Annotated in this window: 16 protein-coding genes; 4 read left to right on the top strand and 12 right to left on the bottom strand. The window is 42.4% G+C overall.

The features are described 5' to 3' along the window. Positions 1-68: 68 nt before the first annotated feature. Positions 69-746: an HVO_A0114 family putative DNA-binding protein gene (locus B8983_RS02425; protein WP_143736068.1), complete on the bottom strand. Its 678-nt coding sequence runs from the start codon at positions 744-746 to the stop codon at positions 69-71. A gap of 5 nt (positions 747-751) precedes the next feature. Continuing rightward, positions 752-1,282 (bottom strand): hypothetical protein, encoded by a 531-nt coding sequence (locus B8983_RS02420; RefSeq protein ID WP_084282336.1) that lies wholly within the window; start codon positions 1,280-1,282, stop codon positions 752-754. Positions 1,283-1,610: 328 nt separating this feature from the next. Here B8983_RS02420 and B8983_RS02415 point away from each other — a divergent pair, with 328 nt between their 5' ends. The 3 genes from B8983_RS02415 to rsxB all read left to right on the top strand — a co-directional run bounded on the left by B8983_RS02415 (position 1,611) and on the right by rsxB (position 4,748). Further along, entirely contained in the window at positions 1,611-3,146 is a 1,536-nt protein-coding gene (locus B8983_RS02415; RefSeq protein ID WP_084282334.1) for a polyhydroxyalkanoate depolymerase, read from the top strand. Positions 3,147-3,265: 119 nt separating this feature from the next. Then, positions 3,266-3,901, top strand: a complete 636-nt coding sequence (locus B8983_RS02410; protein ID WP_084282332.1) for an NAD(P)H-dependent oxidoreductase — start codon at positions 3,266-3,268, stop codon at positions 3,899-3,901. Positions 3,902-4,097: 196 nt separating this feature from the next. Beyond that, the gene (gene rsxB / locus B8983_RS02405; RefSeq protein ID WP_143736081.1) at positions 4,098-4,748 is read left to right on the top strand and encodes an electron transport complex subunit RsxB; all 651 of its coding nucleotides are present in this window, start codon (positions 4,098-4,100) and stop codon (positions 4,746-4,748) included. 39 nt (positions 4,749-4,787) lie between these two features. On the opposite strand, the gene B8983_RS02400 is transcribed toward rsxB, so the two are convergent. The 6 genes from B8983_RS02400 to clpB all read right to left on the bottom strand — a co-directional run bounded on the left by B8983_RS02400 (position 4,788) and on the right by clpB (position 12,034). Continuing rightward, on the bottom strand, positions 4,788-5,216 hold the full coding sequence (locus B8983_RS02400) for a DUF1841 family protein (protein WP_084282328.1): 429 nt from the start codon (positions 5,214-5,216) through the stop codon (positions 4,788-4,790). Positions 5,217-5,231: 15 nt separating this feature from the next. Next, positions 5,232-5,873 (bottom strand): endonuclease III, encoded by a 642-nt coding sequence (nth, locus tag B8983_RS02395; protein ID WP_084282692.1) that lies wholly within the window; start codon positions 5,871-5,873, stop codon positions 5,232-5,234. Positions 5,874-5,898: 25 nt separating this feature from the next. Beyond that, on the bottom strand, positions 5,899-6,336 hold the full coding sequence (locus B8983_RS02390) for an HIT family protein (protein WP_084282326.1): 438 nt from the start codon (positions 6,334-6,336) through the stop codon (positions 5,899-5,901). 172 nt (positions 6,337-6,508) lie between these two features. Beyond that, complete coding sequence (gene aceA, locus B8983_RS02385; protein WP_084282325.1) at positions 6,509-7,807, bottom strand: isocitrate lyase; 1,299 nt, start codon at positions 7,805-7,807, stop codon at positions 6,509-6,511. Positions 7,808-8,202: 395 nt separating this feature from the next. Further along, on the bottom strand, positions 8,203-9,426 hold the full coding sequence (locus B8983_RS02380; RefSeq protein WP_084282323.1) for an MFS transporter: 1,224 nt from the start codon (positions 9,424-9,426) through the stop codon (positions 8,203-8,205). A gap of 19 nt (positions 9,427-9,445) precedes the next feature. Further along, complete coding sequence (clpB, locus tag B8983_RS02375; protein WP_084282321.1) at positions 9,446-12,034, bottom strand: ATP-dependent chaperone ClpB; 2,589 nt, start codon at positions 12,032-12,034, stop codon at positions 9,446-9,448. A gap of 88 nt (positions 12,035-12,122) precedes the next feature. Here clpB and B8983_RS02370 point away from each other — a divergent pair, with 88 nt between their 5' ends. After that, positions 12,123-12,407 (top strand): GIY-YIG nuclease family protein, encoded by a 285-nt coding sequence (locus tag B8983_RS02370; RefSeq protein WP_084282319.1) that lies wholly within the window; start codon positions 12,123-12,125, stop codon positions 12,405-12,407. Between the two features lie 52 nt (positions 12,408-12,459). Here B8983_RS02370 and moaE read toward each other — a convergent pair whose 3' ends face one another. The 4 genes from moaE to thrC are packed head-to-tail and all read right to left on the bottom strand — an operon-like array spanning position 12,460 to position 15,939. Then, the gene (gene moaE, locus B8983_RS02365) at positions 12,460-12,918 is read right to left on the bottom strand and encodes a molybdopterin synthase catalytic subunit MoaE (RefSeq protein ID WP_084282317.1); all 459 of its coding nucleotides are present in this window, start codon (positions 12,916-12,918) and stop codon (positions 12,460-12,462) included. A gap of 44 nt (positions 12,919-12,962) precedes the next feature. Beyond that, positions 12,963-13,220 (bottom strand): molybdopterin converting factor subunit 1, encoded by a 258-nt coding sequence (gene moaD / locus B8983_RS02360; RefSeq protein ID WP_084282315.1) that lies wholly within the window; start codon positions 13,218-13,220, stop codon positions 12,963-12,965. A gap of 11 nt (positions 13,221-13,231) precedes the next feature. Then, entirely contained in the window at positions 13,232-14,458 is a 1,227-nt protein-coding gene (locus tag B8983_RS02355; protein WP_084282690.1) for a molybdopterin molybdotransferase MoeA, read from the bottom strand. A gap of 20 nt (positions 14,459-14,478) precedes the next feature. After that, positions 14,479-15,939 (bottom strand): threonine synthase, encoded by a 1,461-nt coding sequence (gene thrC / locus B8983_RS02350; protein WP_084282313.1) that lies wholly within the window; start codon positions 15,937-15,939, stop codon positions 14,479-14,481. Positions 15,940-15,951: the final 12 nt, after the last annotated feature.

Raw genomic sequence — 15,951 nt, 5'->3', positions numbered from 1 at the left:
AGGTTTGGCTTTTAATGGGGATTTTTTTATTGCGATGCAGGCTAAAAAGCACAGATAATTATTCAAATTTAAACTGGTAGATGCTTTAAAGTTTGCAAATTTTCTGAAGGTGCGATCAGAGTGTTAAAAGCTTTTGCAGCCTCCCCTAAAGCGGAACGGACCGCCTCCTCCGCAACAGTAAATTTTCCTGGTTCGATGCGTGTTAACCCACCCCCTCTGACTGCTCTGGCAACACAATACGCCTCCGCCCAATCATCTGTTTGAGTTCCTTTAGGCAGATTGACTAGCAGAACTGGTTTTTTGGATACCTGTCCTTCACCTTTCACGAAATCTACTAATCCATAAGCCACCAGCTTTGAAAGGGTGCGTGATACGTTAGACAGTTCTCTGCCTAATTTCCGAGCGAGTTCCGAAACTGACGCACAATTTCCTTGCTCAATAAGGATTAACATTTCGCGATTATCTATCACCAAGCGAAGTACCACGATGAGATCTTCAAAAGCAGTTGGCTTTGGACAGGATTCATTTTCCTGATCTTGATTGATGATATGTGCCTCAACATCATCTACAAATTGCTTTTCAAGCGGTCCTGAGGCTCCCTGCATTTCAGAACCAATAGGACTTGGACCTTTTCCAGACAAAAACTTCAATACTGTTGCATGTTTTTCTGAAAGATTTTCATTATTTTTCTTTCTTGCCATGATCAATGCCTCCATCTTTTCTTTTACTTCTAAATAGCTAGCCACTGTCTTTATATACTCACCTTGGTATTCTTTTGTAAATAACGAAAACTTTCCTCCGTCATCTTTGCGCCCAACAATTTTTCAGAAGTTGGGATATCGATCCCCAAATCTTCAAATAGTTGTTCCAAACATTGCATACACTCTAGCCATAAATGTCCAGGACTTAAAGGAGGAAAATCAAGCCTTTCTCCCCTACCAGACAAAGGCCACTCTTGACCTCCAATTACTTTTGTTTTTTTCCAGTCTGGTTTATGCTTGTGTGCACGGTGTTGCGGTCCAGTAGGATCTTTCTGATTTTTTCTCCTCACCGTCGCATCATCAGCGTTATCGACACCTGCCATTCTATCGCCTCGTAACATTGGGGATTCCCCAGGCATTAAAATCGCCCAAGAATATTCGATACCCTCTGGCAAAGCTTGACGTTCTTCACCGGATACATCTCTTTCCTTTACTTTAAATACCGCCCAACACCCCTCAGGTAATCGATAAACACCTACAAGGGACTTTAATGCGTTGACTTCTTCAAATTTCCAGCTCATTGATCTCTAAAAAAAATGTTATCAATTAAATGATAACATTCATTACTTGGATTTACAATCATCATTACTTTTTTCTATATTTTTCTTTAACTAGATAAAATAAACCTAAAATAGCCGTTGTTAGACTTTAATCAATGAAAATTTTAGTAAAAATTAGACACAAAGCTTTTTGTTCAGTAAGTAATTTTGTAACCATTTTTTAAACAAGTTTTTAAATAAATAAGTTGTTGTTTTTTTCAATTTGTAATATATTGTTGTTGCAACGCAATATAAGAAGACCATCTCGTTGCGTTTGGAACATACAATTTAATTGCGAAGGATTGATGCCATGCTGTATCAACTACAAGAATTCCAAAGAGCCATGCTCGAGCCCCTAAGTTCATGGGCGAAAACCACTGCCAAAATTTTTACAAACCCTAGTAATCCAATGTCCCACTCGCCCTTATCGCAGAGAACGGCTGCAGGTTACGAGTTGTTACATCGCCTAGGTAAAGAATACGAGAAACCTGATTTCAATATCAAGAGCGTACAAGCCCATGGTAAAACAGTTGCCATCGCTGAAATTGAGTCCATTAAAAAACCGTTTTGTCGTTTACTTCGGTTTAAGCGCTTTTCAGATGATGTGGCAACCATCAAGAACTTGAAAGATGATCCTATAGTACTTTTAGTTGCTCCGCTGTCTGGACACCACGCTTCTTTATTACGTGATTCAGTTAAAACGCTTTTGCAAAATCACAAGGTTTATGTCACAGATTGGACGGATGCCAGACTCGTCCCCGAATCTGAGGGTACATTTGGACTAGACGATTACGTGTTCTATATCCAAGAGTTCATTCGCTTTATAGGCGCAGAAAACTTACACGTTGTTTCGGTCTGTCAACCAACCGTGCCAGTCTTAGCAGCGATTTCTCTCATGGCAACCAACGGTGAAAAAACACCTCTCACGATGACCATGATGGGTGGGCCAATTGATGCCCGTAAATCACCTACTGCCGTCAATTCACTTGCTATGACAAAATCATTTGAGTGGTTTGAAAATAATGTGATTTACACGGTCCCGGCAAATCATCCAGGTGCTGGCCGTAAGGTCTATCCAGGATTTTTACAGCATGCAGGTTTTGTGGCGATGAACCCTGATCGACACATGAAATCGCATTGGGATTACTTTCAAGACTTGATCAAAGGCGATTCTCAAGATACCCAAGCACATCGTAGGTTCTATGATGAATACAATGCAGTGCTTGATATGGATGCAAAGTATTATCTAGAAACCATTAAGACCGTTTTTCAAGAATTTGCTCTACCACTCGGTACCTGGAAAATTAAAGGTCAATTAGTGAGACCACAAGATATTAAGACTACTGCTCTTTTAGCTATCGAAGGTGAGCTGGATGATATTTCTGGCAGCGGACAAACCCGAGCAGCAATTGATTTATGTAAAGGAATTAATAATACCAATAAATCCTTTTACGAAGTAAAAGGTGCCGGACACTATGGCATCTTTTCTGGTCGCCGTTGGCGCGAAAAAGTTCATCCAGTGATTTCACAATTCATTCGTGCGCATCAGGCAACTCCGGCGACTGTCAAACCGGTTGCAAAAAAACCAACTGCAGTAGCTAAACCGACTCCAAAGCAAGAAACACCAGTTGTATCCACTGCTGAGAACAAAGTAACGACAAAAGTTGCCACTAAATTGGTGTCTGACCTCATTGTAAAACCGGCCAGAAAGACAACACCTAAGACCTTACCAGCAATCTCTAACATGGTAAATACCCTTGAACAGTCAGAACCCGTGGCGAAAAAGGTAGTGGCCAAAAAAGCGAGTACGATTAAAAAACCCGCGGTAAAAAATTCTATCGAATAATCGAGCTTGAGGAATGCAAAGTGCCTTAAAGGCACTTTGTCACAATTGCCAAAGTCAATTAACAAAAGTTGAGTAAAATTAGAATAATTATTTTATTAATCGAATTAAAAGGAATGTAAATGAGTCTTATCGAAAAATTACAATGGCGTTATGCTACTAAAAAAATGGATTCCACAAAATCTGTTCCACAAGAAAAAGTAGAACGTATTTTAGAAGCAGTCAGACTCTCAGCTAGCTCAAGCGGCTTACAACCTTACGAATTACTAGTCATTACCAACAAAGATCTACGCGAAAAAATTAAAGCTGTAGCCAATAACCAAGCGCAAATTACGGATGGTTCACACCTCATCATATTTGCTGCATGGGATACATACACAGCAGATCGTATTAACAAGGTATTTGACACGACTGAAGAAATTCGTAACTTCAGAAGTGAAGCGGGTAATGCCTATCGTGCTAACTTGATCAAAAATTTCACAGCCAGAGATCCAGAAGTGAACTTTAGTCATGCTGCTAAACAGGCTTACATTGGTCTTGGTACTGCTTTAATTGCAGCGGCTGAAGAAGAAGTTGACGCAACTCCGATGGAAGGCTTTAACGCTGCTGAATTAGACATTCTATTGAACCTCAAAGAAAAAGGTTTGCGTAGTGCTGCTTTATTACCTTTAGGTTACAGAAAAGCTGATGAAGACTGGCTCTTAAAAATGCCGAAGGTCAGAAAACCAAAAGAAGAATTTATTACTTGGTTTGAGTGATGCTTTTTAGTTCACACTGAGTGAACTCAATCAACGTAATTAGTTAACCTCTTGATGATGCATGTTATCAAGAGGTTTTTCTTTACCTCGCTTTTCCTTGTAGTCTGTGCAGAAATCACTTTTACAAACGCAAGGAATCCCCAAGTTATCTGTAAATTATGGGTAAAATAGAAGCTTGAATACAAGTAACCTTCCCATCGATAACGCGCTACTCACCGAGTTAGACAACGCCTTACCTCAAACCCAATGTACGAAGTGTGGCTATCCTGATTGCCATGCCTATGCCAAAGCGATGAGTTTGAATGAGGCCCTCTATAACCGTTGCCCTCCTGGGGGTGCAGAAGGTATTGCAAGACTTGCAAAAATATTAAACCAACCCCTTTTACCACTCGATGAAACACATGGCATAGAGCGTCCTCGTCCTTTAGCAGTGATTGATGAGAAACAGTGTATCGGGTGTACTTTATGCATTAAAGCCTGTCCGGTAGATGCGATTATTGGTGCTCCCAAAAAATTACACTTCATCATCAAGGAGCGTTGCACAGGTTGCGATTTATGTGTAGCCCCCTGCCCGGTTGACTGTATTGACATGGTACCTGTGACAGAGCAACAAACTGGATGGAAAGCGTGGTCCGTTGAGCAAGCAGACTTTGCGAAAAAGAATTACCAAGCCCATCAAACAAGGCAAGCTAGAGAAGAAAGAGATTTACTCATTCGCCAATCGAATAAGGCGGCTCAGAAGTTAGCGGCTTTACCCTCTGAGCAGGATGCGACAGAAAAAGCTCGGAAAAAAGCCATTATTGAAGCAGCTATGGCACGCGCAAAGCAAAAACTCAGCGAATCTTAATCAGTAAGGTTTAAGCGCTGAGCAAACCCATCCGACGTATTAAAGTCGTTGTAAGAGCAACAAATATTCTTGCATATTGGGCTCTGTCCCATTCCGTTGAGACTCCCACAAAATTTGCCCTAAACACTCCATCATTTGATGTTGGGCAGCATGTTCAGAGTCTAGCTTCAAGGTCAACTCCTTACTGATCGCATTAATTCCCTTCGGTTGATCGACTTGCACCATTTCCGTCATACTGAGATGCATCGATAAGTGTAAAAATGGATTAGTTTGCCCATTTTCGACAGAAAAGTCTTTTTCTTTTGCAAGTTCTAACTGATTCAACACATCATGGTATTCAGGGTGTTCTACCATCCACCTTGCGGCAATCGATTCGAGGGGTGTCAATATGCCGTTAGCTACTTGTTTTTGCCAAGCGGTACAGAAAAACTCTCGGACCTGATCTTTAGTAGGATTAAATAAATTCATGGTTCAATAATTCAATCACCGTAATTTAAAATTTTTTTCTTTGGATTGGCAAACAGGCTCAACCGTACACAGTGAACACTCAGGCGAGCGTGCTTTACAGACATATCGACCTAACAGAATTAACCAGTGATGGGCATGTAGTAAATACTGCTTTGGCACCCTTTTGAGTAACTGCTGTTCAACCACTAGCACATCTTTACCAGGTGCCAAACCAGTTCGGTTGGATACTCTAAAAATATGTGTATCTACCGCCATGGCGATTTCCCCAAACAAGGTATTTAGCAATACATTCGCTGTTTTACGACCTACCCCCGGTAAGGCTTCAAGTGACTCGCGATCTCTAGGTACCCGTCCTTCATGCAAATCGATCAGTAATTGGCAAGTTTGTAAGAGGTGCTTACCTTTCATCCTGTATAAACCAATCGAAGCAATATAGGGCAATAACCCGTTCTCCCCTAAGTTCAATATTTTTTGCGGTGTATTGGCAACCAGAAACAATTTACGAGTTGCCTTATTCACTGAAATATCTGTTGCTTGGGCAGATAACAGAACTGCCGTTAACAGCTCAAAAGGAGAAGTGTAAGCAAGTTCTGTTTCAGGATGAGGATTCGATTTCTGTAAAGTCGAAAAAAAGGCTTCTCGCTGGGCGAGGGTCATGAGCTTTGTCATTTTTATCCATCTTTCACACTGGGTGTGCTAAAAAATGTTGTTCAAGAATAGCCATTAATTGTTTTTCTTGGTCTTTACGCCATTCCTGCTGCACTAAAGTCACCTCACGTTGTTTTACGCCCCAAATAGGATGTGGAAAGTAAGGGTCATTATGCCAACGAGGAATAATGTGCCAATGTAAATGCGGGACAAAATTACCTAGTGCTGCCAAATTTATCTTATCGGGTTGCATGACTTTACGCACAATATCTTCGACGATACAAACTGTCATCATGATTTGGCTTCTCTGCGCGGGTAATAAATCGGTCATCTCCGCGATATGTTGGTGCCATATGACGCGAATAAGTCCAGGGAACTCCTCTTCCTGAGGAGCAATCACGCGTAAATGCTCACCACGATACAGGCAGTGGCCGCCGTCAGTTAAACAAAGTGGGCAATCATTTAAATTCATCAGCTTAGTTTAACAAGATTTGGCCAAAACCTGCAGTGGCTTTTTACCTAATCGGTTCAACAATCCTAAGCGCGGGCTTGTCATAGTGAAGCCTATTTATTCCGAAAATAAAAAACCCAGCGATTTTGTCGCTGGGCTTCAGGCCTAGACGGATAGTCGAGGCTGAAAACTTTTAGTGAAACTGTTCTTCTTCAGTTGAACCAGTGAGTGCTGTAACGGATGAAGTACCACCTTGAATGACTGTTGTAACATCATCAAAATAACCAGTTCCAACTTCTTGTTGATGAGAAACGAAAGTATAACCACGATCCCGTGCTGCGAATTCTGGCTCTTGTACTTTTTCAACATAAGCTGACATGCCACGTTTTGAGTAATCTTGCGCCAAATCGAACATGTTGTACCACATGGAGTGGATACCAGCCAAGGTAATAAATTGATACTTATAGCCCATTGCACCGAGTTCACGTTGGAATTTTGCAATCGTTGCATCATCCAAGTTTTTACGCCAGTTAAAGGATGGTGAACAATTGTAAGCCAACATTTTACCTGGGTACTTCGAACGCAATGCTTCAGCAAATTTACGGGCAAACTCAAGGTCAGGCGTACCAGTTTCGCACCAAACCATATCCGCGTAGGCTGCATAAGCCAGACCCCGTGAAATCGCCTGATCAATTCCTTTACGTGTTTTAAAGAAGCCTTCTCCAGTGCGCTCACCGGTTACGAATGGTTTATCGTTTTCATCATAATCACTCGTAATCAAATCCGCTGCCTCAGCATCCGTACGAGCAAGAATTACGGTTGGAACACCCAATACGTCAGCTGCTAAACGTGCAGAATTCAATTTTTGAATCGCTTCTTGCGTTGGAACTAATACTTTACCGCCCATATGTCCACATTTCTTAACTGAGGCTAATTGATCTTCAAAGTGAACGCCAGCAGCTCCAGCATGAATCATTGATTTCATGAGTTCAAAACCGTTTAATACACCACCAAAGCCAGCTTCGGCATCAGCAACGATTGGTGCAAAATAATCGATATAACCTGCATCGCCAGGATTCATGCCTTTTGACCATTGAATCTCATCCGCACGTTTAAAAGTATTATTAATCCGCTCAACGACTTTTGGAACAGAGTCAACTGGATACAAAGATTGATCAGGATACATCTCCATGCCACTATTAGCATCAGCAGCTACTTGCCAGCCAGATAAATAAATTGCCTTAATTCCAGCTTTTACTTGTTGCATTGCTTGACCACCAGTTAACGCACCAAGGGTATTGATATAGGCTTCGTTATTCACTAGATCCCATAATTTTTGTGCGCCACGTTTGGCCAGGGTATGTTCAATCTGTAATGAACCACGTAAACGAATCACGTCATCTGCTGTGTAGTTACGAGTGATGCCTTTCCAACGTGGATTCGTATCCCAATCTTTTTGCAATGCTACTGCTGCTTCTTTCCTTGATGTCATTTCTATTTTTCCTTAGCCTTAGTTAATTTTCAATTTTCAGATCAATTACAGATTTCACAACTTACTTACACCCTTTAATTCTTGTTTGAGGTTCGTGAATGTTTTCTACTCATTGTTGAATTCAAACTGTTAATTAACTATAAGAAAATTTCAACGCGCTAACAATACGATTTCACAATAATTTTTAAAATATTTAATCAATATTAATCAATGACTTAAATGATAAATTTCAAGATATGAAACGATAAATCGCCATTCAATATAATTTTTTGAAGAGTTTCAACTAGGGTTTTTACCAATGAAAATGTCATTTCACAATGTGGAATTTTCGGTGTGCAATGCAATAAAAATCCCTCATGATTTGCATCGTGAGGGATTGGATCGACTAAAAGTGGTTAGTTTGGCTGAGCCGCGAGCTTTGCGTTATTGATTGTATTGAGTTGAGAGGCCACGAAAATAGCAATAATCTGGAAAAAGGCAATGCCATAAAAAATGATTTGTGGACTTTTCCAATCCATAAAGAGCCCAAACAAGATCGGTCCAGTGGCGCTACCACAATCAATCCCTGAGTAGACTAGACCAAACACTTTACCAGAGGATCCCTTTGGCGTTGCAGCACGCACCATCAAGTCTCTGGATGGTGAAGCCATGCCGGAACCAAAGCCCATTAAGGCAAATAGCAACGGAATACTCCAAGCATCAAACAAACCAATACCGGCAAAAATCGTGGCTATACCTGAGGCCAAAAAGGCACCAGTAATGACTCGGTCTGGTTGATCTACTTTAGCAGCAACAAAACCACCAGCAATCAAGCCAATCGCACTACTCACCATATACAGGGTATAAGACGCAGTTGTTTGGGTAATGGCCACATGATAGATATCGACGAGTGCGGTCGAAGAAAAACTCTGAATACCAACAAAACTAAAGGACGTTAAGTAGAAGAACAACCAGCTTAGCCAAATATTAGGTAGTTTTAAAAAAGCGACCGTATGCATGCTAAATAAAGGCGTACTTTGAATTTCGGCATGCGCATGAGCCACCGGTAGATCATTCAGTTGGTCCTTGCGCAGAACCATCAAGCCTAGTACTAATGCTGCCAAGATACCAGCACTAAACACGGCTACACGCCAGCTACCTGTGAAGGATGTAATGGCTAAGAGAAAAAGTGGCGCAGCAGCCCAGCCTAGATAGCCAGTAATGCCATGCACTGAGTAAGCATGCGGTAAATTTTTAGGTTTAATTAAGTGATTAATGAGGGTGTAATTGACCGGATGAAACACGCCGTTACCCACTCCAGTAAACACCATCGCCAGCAACAACATCCAATAATAGTGTGAGACGCCCACCACTAAAGAACCGGCAATCAGTAAACCAATCCCAATATACAAAATTGGTCGAGCCCCGTGCCGATCGACCCAAATACCACTAATGGATTGGGTAATAAAAGAACATACGTAGAAAACCGTCATGAGCAAACCAAGTTCGGAATAGCTCAGGCCGAATTCCGCTTTAATCCAGGGGAATAAAGGGGCAATTAATAAATGAAAAAAGTGGGAGATGCTATGAGCAATACCGATTAAAGTAATTAACTCGACATCATTGTTATTTTGTCTCATCTCCCCATTTTAGCAAGAATCAATGAACCTTTCTTTCAAAAACAAATTCATTGTTTTCTACATTGACTGGAATAATATCTTTCGGTCCGAATTTACCTTCTAAAATTCGCAGTGCAATCGGATTTTCGATATATTGCTGGATAGCCCTTTTTAATGGTCTTGCCCCAAAGAGTGGATCAAAACCAGCTTCTGCAATTTTCAATAAGGCTTCATCACTGACATCGAGTTGCATTTCCATCTTCGCTAAACGATCCGTTAAGCGTTGTAATTGAATCTTTGCAATCGACCCAATTTGGCGTTGATCTAAGGAGTGGAACACGACGACCTCATCGATCCGGTTCAAGAATTCAGGACGGAAATGGTCTTTTACTTCTTCCCACACCGCATCCTTAATTTCTTCTTGTGGTTTATCCACCATCGCTTGAATCATCTGTGAACCTAAATTACTGGTCATCACAATGACGGTATTTTTGAAATCAACCGTTCTACCTTGACCATCCGTCATCCGTCCATCATCCAACACTTGCAACAGTACATTAAATACATCGGGATGGGCTTTCTCGACCTCGTCTAACAAAATAACACTGTAAGGTTTACGGCGTACGAGTTCAGTCAAGTAACCACCCTCTTCATAGCCCACATACCCCGGAGGCGCACCAATTAAACGAGAGACACTATGCTTTTCCATGAACTCACTCATATCCACCCGAATCAAATGCTCTTCGCTATCAAATAAGAAGTTTGCGAGTGCCTTACATAATTCCGTTTTACCAACACCAGTCGGTCCCAAGAAAAGGAAGGAGCCATAAGGGCGTCCCTCATCCGATAAACCAGCCCGAGAGCGTCGAATCGCATTAGAAACAGCCACAATCGCATCGTCTTGACCTACGACACGCTGATGGAGGTAGGACTCCATGGTTAATAATTTATCGCGTTCACCCTGCATCATTTTTGCAACTGGAATCCCGGTAGCACGCGATACTACTTCCGCAATTTCTTCGGCGCCTACATGCGTGCGTAATAATTTATTAGGCGTCGCTCCACCCTTCTCTTCCGCACTCGCAGCAGACTTCAGCTTACCCTCTAATTCAGGTAGTTTGCCGTACTGTAATTCAGCCACTTTATCTAATTTACCTTCTCGTTGGAAACGTACAATTTCCATCTTAATGTGGTCAATTTCTTCTTTAATGTGAGCAGTACCCTGTGCAGCACCTTTTTCTGCTTTCCAAATTTCTTCTAGGTCCGCATACTCTTTACTCAGTTTATGAATCTCATCTTCTATCAAAGCAAAACGCTTTTTCGAGGCTTCATCTTTTTCTTTTTTGACAGCTTCTCGTTCAATTTTTAATTGAATAATCCGGCGGTCTAGCTTATCCATGACTTCCGGCTTCGAATCAATTTCCATCTTAATTCGCGAAGCCGCTTCATCAATTAAATCAATTGCCTTATCTGGCAGGAAGCGATCAGTAATATAGCGGTGTGATAACTCAGCAGCAGCGACAATCGCTGGATCGGTAATTTCAACACCGTGATGCAATTCATATTTTTCTTGCAGGCCGCGAAGGATAGCAATCGTTGCCTCCACACTTGGTTCATCCACTAATACTTTTTGGAAACGACGCTCTAGCGCAGCATCTTTTTCAATATATTTGCGGTATTCATCGAGCGTCGTTGCCCCAATACAATGGAGTTCGCCACGAGCCAGAGCTGGTTTTAGCATATTGCCAGCATCCATCGAGCCCTCTGTTTTACCTGCCCCCACCATCGTGTGAATCTCATCAATAAACACAATGGTTTGACCTTCATCTTTTGCAATGTCTGAAAGAACGGCTTTGAGGCGCTCTTCAAATTCACCTCGAAATTTTGCACCAGCCAAGAGTAAAGCCATATCGAGGACAAGGACACGTTTGTTTTTAAGTGACTCAGGAACTTCACCATTAATAATTCGCTGGGCTAAGCCCTCTACAATCGCTGTTTTACCTACGCCAGGCTCACCAATTAAAACGGGATTATTTTTAGTACGGCGCAATAAAATTTGAATCGCGCGACGAATCTCATCATCCCGCCCAATTACTGGATCTAACTTGCCTAAGCGAGCACGTTCGGTTAAATCGACCGTATACTTTTTCAAGGCTTCACGTTGGGACTCCGCATCATTACTATTTACACTTTGGCCACCACGTACTTGTTCGATGGTCGCCTCTAAACTTTTGCGTGTTAAACCAGCTGATTTTGCAATTTTGCCAAGCTCACCTTTGTCATCAGCCAAGACCAAGAACATTAACTCTACCGCAATAAATTGATCGCCTTTTTTACTAGCTTCTTTTTCAGTGAGATTGAGCCAAGAAGATAAGCTTCTGCCAATTTGCACTTCGCCACTACCTTGAACTTGCGGTAATTTTTTAATACGAAGTTGGAGTTCATTGATTAAAGCATCCACTCTCACCCCAGCTCTCGTGAGAAGACTTTTACTAGCTCCCTCTGCATCTTGCAACATCGCTAATAGAACATGCTCAGGCTCAATAAATTGATTATCATTAGCGACTGCTAGGCTTTGGCCTTCAGCTAATGCTTCTTGAAATTTTGTAGTCAGTTTTTCGATTCTCATAGGTTCCTCTTAAGAAATAAGAATATTGGTATAACCATTAGATGAGTGCGTTTAACAGAATTTCAAGACCTCACCTAAAATAATGTTCATGACCGAACCAATGAGTATCCCAACACCACCCAAAACTTGGTACCTATATCTACTAGAGTGCCAGGACGGGACCTTTTATACGGGCATCACCAATGCACTAGAGGATCGAATTGCCACCCATAATGCTGGTAAAGGCGCTAAATATACGCGTGGTCGCTTACCGGTCAAACTCCTGCACGCAATGGCTTGCTTAACTCATTCTGAGGCACTAAAGGCAGAAATTCAATTAAAAAAACTACCTAAAAAAAATAAAAGGGCTTATTTTGATATAGATCAAAATTGAATTCAAGTTGGACTGGGCTAGGCCAATTTCAGGAATGGCATCGAGCAGAGAATTAATTCGTCGATTGCCATTTTTTCATGCGTTCCTCATCAGAGGTTCTAGCGTCTACCCAGCGCGCTCCTTGCGCGGTCTGTTCTTTTTTCCAAAATGGCGCTGAGGTTTTTAGATAATCCATCACAAACTCACAGGCAGCAAAAGCGTCGCCACGATGGGTACTAGCAATTGCCACCAAAACAATTTGATCACCGACTTTGAGGTCACCAACCCGATGAATAATGGTGGCATTCAACACATCCCAACGCTTCTTCGCTTGATGAAGAATCTCTTCTAGGGATTTTTCTGTCATCCCAGGATAGTGTTCAAGACTCATGGCAGAAACAGTATCGCCAAGATGATTGGCGCGTACGGTTCCGACAAAGACATTAATACCGCCGATTTGCGGTAGGTTCTCACTTAAAACTTTTAATTCAGCAGAGACATCAAAATCTTCAGTTTGAATAGCAATTTTCATTTTAAGTGAGGCTTGTCTATGGTTCGTTGAATGACAAAAAAGCACTAACCACCAGTAACTGGTGGGAAAAATGCCACTTCAGCACCCTCCTCAAGCAGCGTATCCGGCTCCACCATCGTTTGATGCTGTGCCACTCGAATCGGTTTTTTGAGTGCCAAGGTATCCGCCCAAAGCGCATCAATATTCATCAGATAGTTACGTAATTGGGCAATCGTTTTTACATCAGGCGGCACAGTGAGATCCATTTCACTGAGTTCTAAACTTTCTCTGAGCGAGGCAAAAAAGCGTAGTTTAATGTTCACGACAGGCCTTCTTAACAGAATTGGGTAAAAGGAATAAAGTGTACCGTATCACCTTTAGTAATCTTGGTACCTGCCGGCACATCAATTAAGCCATCCCCCCAAGCAGCACTCGTCAGAACACCAGAGCTTTGATTCGAAAATAAATCAACCGTACCAGCATCATTGATGCGAACTCGCAAAAATTCATTTCTACGATCGGGTTTGAGCCAATCAAAATTTGCTAACAAAGGATATTTCTGCAGTGGTCGAGTTGGTCTACCTTGTAGCGCCGCAATAAAGGGTTGCACAAATAACAAGAAGGTCACAAAACTTGACACGGGATTACCCGGCAAGCCCATAAACCAAGTTTGCTCAGTGCCTTTAGGAATTTGGCCAAAAGCGAGTGGTTTACCTGGCTTAATCGCAATTTGCCACATATCTAAACTACCTTCAGCCGTGACTGCTGGTTTAATGTGATCTTCTTCTCCGACTGACACACCGCCGGAAGTCACAATCAAATCATGACCGATTGCAGCTTGTCGCAGGGTTTGGCGGGTAGACTCTAAAGTATCTGGCACAATCCCAAAGTCAGTCGCCTCGCAACCAAGCGACTTCAGACAGGCGAGTAAGGTATCGCGATTCGAGTTATAAATACCACCAGGTTTTAAAGGCTGACCAGGCAAAGTTAATTCATCACCCGTAAAGAATACCGCTACTTTTACACGACGAAAGACTTCTAAATGGGTAATGCCTGCCGATGCAGCAACGCCAAGTTCCTGAGGTCTTAATAAAGTTCCTCGTTGCAAAACCACTTGCCCTGCTTGGATATCTTCACCACAGCTACGAATCCACTGACCACTTTGTGGCACTTGCTTGACTCGCACCGTGTAATCAACGCCTTCACTATTTGGCTGCGTAATGACTTCGCAATCTTCTTGCATGACCACGGCATCCGCCCCTGCCGGAATATTTGCACCCGTAAAAATCCGTGCAATGGTGCCAGGCATTAAGGTCGCCCCCACACTGCCTGCTGGAATCCGCTGGGAAACAGTCAGCACAGCACCCGCTTCGGTAATATCCGCCGCACGCATCACATAGCCATCCATTTGGGTATTATCGGCCGGTGGCACACTCACTTGACTGATTTGATCTACTGCCAAGACACGACCCAAGGCCTCTTGAACCGTTACCAATTCAGACTCTTTGACCGTTTGTGCCCTAGCCAATAATAACTCTAGGGCATCGGCTGCAGTTTTCATCGCTTGCTTCTTTGGCTCACTCATACAGTATGGTCAACAATAAATTGTTTTACAACTTGCACATCCGGCGCCATCTCGGTAACTTGCTGAGGTAAATCTTCAATCCCCTCGAAAGCACTCGGTCGACTTGGTGGATGTCCTAAGGCTTCTTCAATCGTACTGGCAAACTTAATCGGTAAAGCCGTTTCTAACACCAACATCTTGACACCGGCAGTTAAATATTCGCGTGCCACTTTCATACCATCTGCGGTATGGGTATCAATGACAGTGTCGTATAAACTGGCAACACTCTGAATCGTATGAATCCGATCCGTATGGGTACTTCTGCCTGATACAAAGCCATATTGCGCAATCGCCTGCAACTGTTCCGTATTGGAATAATCAAAGCCACCGGTAGTATCGACTTGTTTAAATAATTTCGCGACTTGAGCACCATCGCGCCCTAACCAGTCAAATACAAAGCGCTCAAAGTTACTGGCTTTGGAGATATCCATGGATGGACTCGAGGTATGAAAAGTTTCCGCAGATTTTCTGGCGCGGTATACCCCAGTTTTGAAAAACTCATCTAAGACATCGTTTTCATTCGTCGCCACGATTAATTTTTCAATCGGCAGACCCATCATGCGAGCAATATGACCCGCACAGACATTACCAAAATTGCCGCTTGGGACACAAAATGACACTTTCTCAGAACTATTATTAGTCGATCTTAGGTAACCAGCAAAATAATAAACCACTTGCGCCACAACCCGCGCCCAGTTAATCGAGTTCACCGTGCCAATTTGATGCTCTGCTTTAAAGCTAAGGTCATTACTGACGGCTTTCACAATATCTTGCGCATCATCAAACACACCTTCAATGGCGATATTAAAGATGTTTTCATCGGTTAAAGAATACATTTGGGCACATTGGAAGGGGCTCATCTTGCCTTTAGGGGACAACATGAACACCTTAATCCCTTTTTTGCCGCGCATCGCGTATTCCGCAGCACTCCCAGTATCCCCTGAAGTGGCACCCAGGATATTCAATTCTTTATTTTCACGCGCCAAAGCATATTCAAATAAATTCCCTAAGAGTTGCATCGCCATGTCTTTAAAAGCCAAGGTGGGACCATTGGATAAGCTTAAGAGGCCAATCGACGTGGTTCCTTGACCATTGACCACTGTTTCTTCGCCTAACCAGTGTACCGGCGTAATATCACTCGGTTGATCACCTGCGCGAGCGTGGCAATAGACTTCTTTGGTATAAGTTTTTTCACAAATCGCCCGTAAATCTTCCGCTGGAATATCATCCGCATACAGACTTAACACCTCAAATGCTAATTGTGCATAACTCAGACCACGCCAACTGTCTACAGTTGCCTGACTAACTTGCGGATAAGTTTCTGGCAAATACAAGCCACCATCAGGCGCTAAACCAGCTAACAAAATTTGTAAAAAAGAGAGGTTTTGTTGACTACCTCTAGTGGAGATATAACGCATAAAAACGGCCTT

Origin of the sequence: Polynucleobacter kasalickyi, assembly GCF_900176405.1 — a bacterium.
GTDB classification, from domain to species: Bacteria; Pseudomonadota; Gammaproteobacteria; order Burkholderiales; family Burkholderiaceae; genus Polynucleobacter; species Polynucleobacter kasalickyi.
The sequence above is the reverse complement of the archived record's forward strand: the minus strand, read 5'-3'. Positions and strand labels throughout refer to the sequence as shown.

Coding starts and splice junctions, on each gene's coding strand:
- B8983_RS02400 (WP_084282328.1), bottom strand. CDS start 5,216: ATGAATTTATTTAATCCTACTAAAGATCAGGTCCGAGAGTTTTTCTGT.
- nth (WP_084282692.1), bottom strand. CDS start 5,873: ATGACCCTCGCCCAGCGAGAAGCCTTTTTTTCGACTTTACAGAAATCG.
- B8983_RS02355 (WP_084282690.1), bottom strand. CDS start 14,458: ATGAAAACTGCAGCCGATGCCCTAGAGTTATTATTGGCTAGGGCACAA.
- B8983_RS02370 (WP_084282319.1), top strand. CDS start 12,123: ATGACCGAACCAATGAGTATCCCAACACCACCCAAAACTTGGTACCTA.
- B8983_RS02410 (WP_084282332.1), top strand. CDS start 3,266: ATGAGTCTTATCGAAAAATTACAATGGCGTTATGCTACTAAAAAAATG.
- B8983_RS02380 (WP_084282323.1), bottom strand. CDS start 9,426: ATGAGACAAAATAACAATGATGTCGAGTTAATTACTTTAATCGGTATT.
- B8983_RS02415 (WP_084282334.1), top strand. CDS start 1,611: ATGCTGTATCAACTACAAGAATTCCAAAGAGCCATGCTCGAGCCCCTA.
- B8983_RS02420 (WP_084282336.1), bottom strand. CDS start 1,282: ATGAGCTGGAAATTTGAAGAAGTCAACGCATTAAAGTCCCTTGTAGGT.
- clpB (WP_084282321.1), bottom strand. CDS start 12,034: ATGAGAATCGAAAAACTGACTACAAAATTTCAAGAAGCATTAGCTGAA.
- thrC (WP_084282313.1), bottom strand. CDS start 15,939: ATGCGTTATATCTCCACTAGAGGTAGTCAACAAAACCTCTCTTTTTTA.
- B8983_RS02390 (WP_084282326.1), bottom strand. CDS start 6,336: ATGAATTTAAATGATTGCCCACTTTGTTTAACTGACGGCGGCCACTGC.
- moaE (WP_084282317.1), bottom strand. CDS start 12,918: ATGAAAATTGCTATTCAAACTGAAGATTTTGATGTCTCTGCTGAATTA.
- aceA (WP_084282325.1), bottom strand. CDS start 7,807: ATGACATCAAGGAAAGAAGCAGCAGTAGCATTGCAAAAAGATTGGGAT.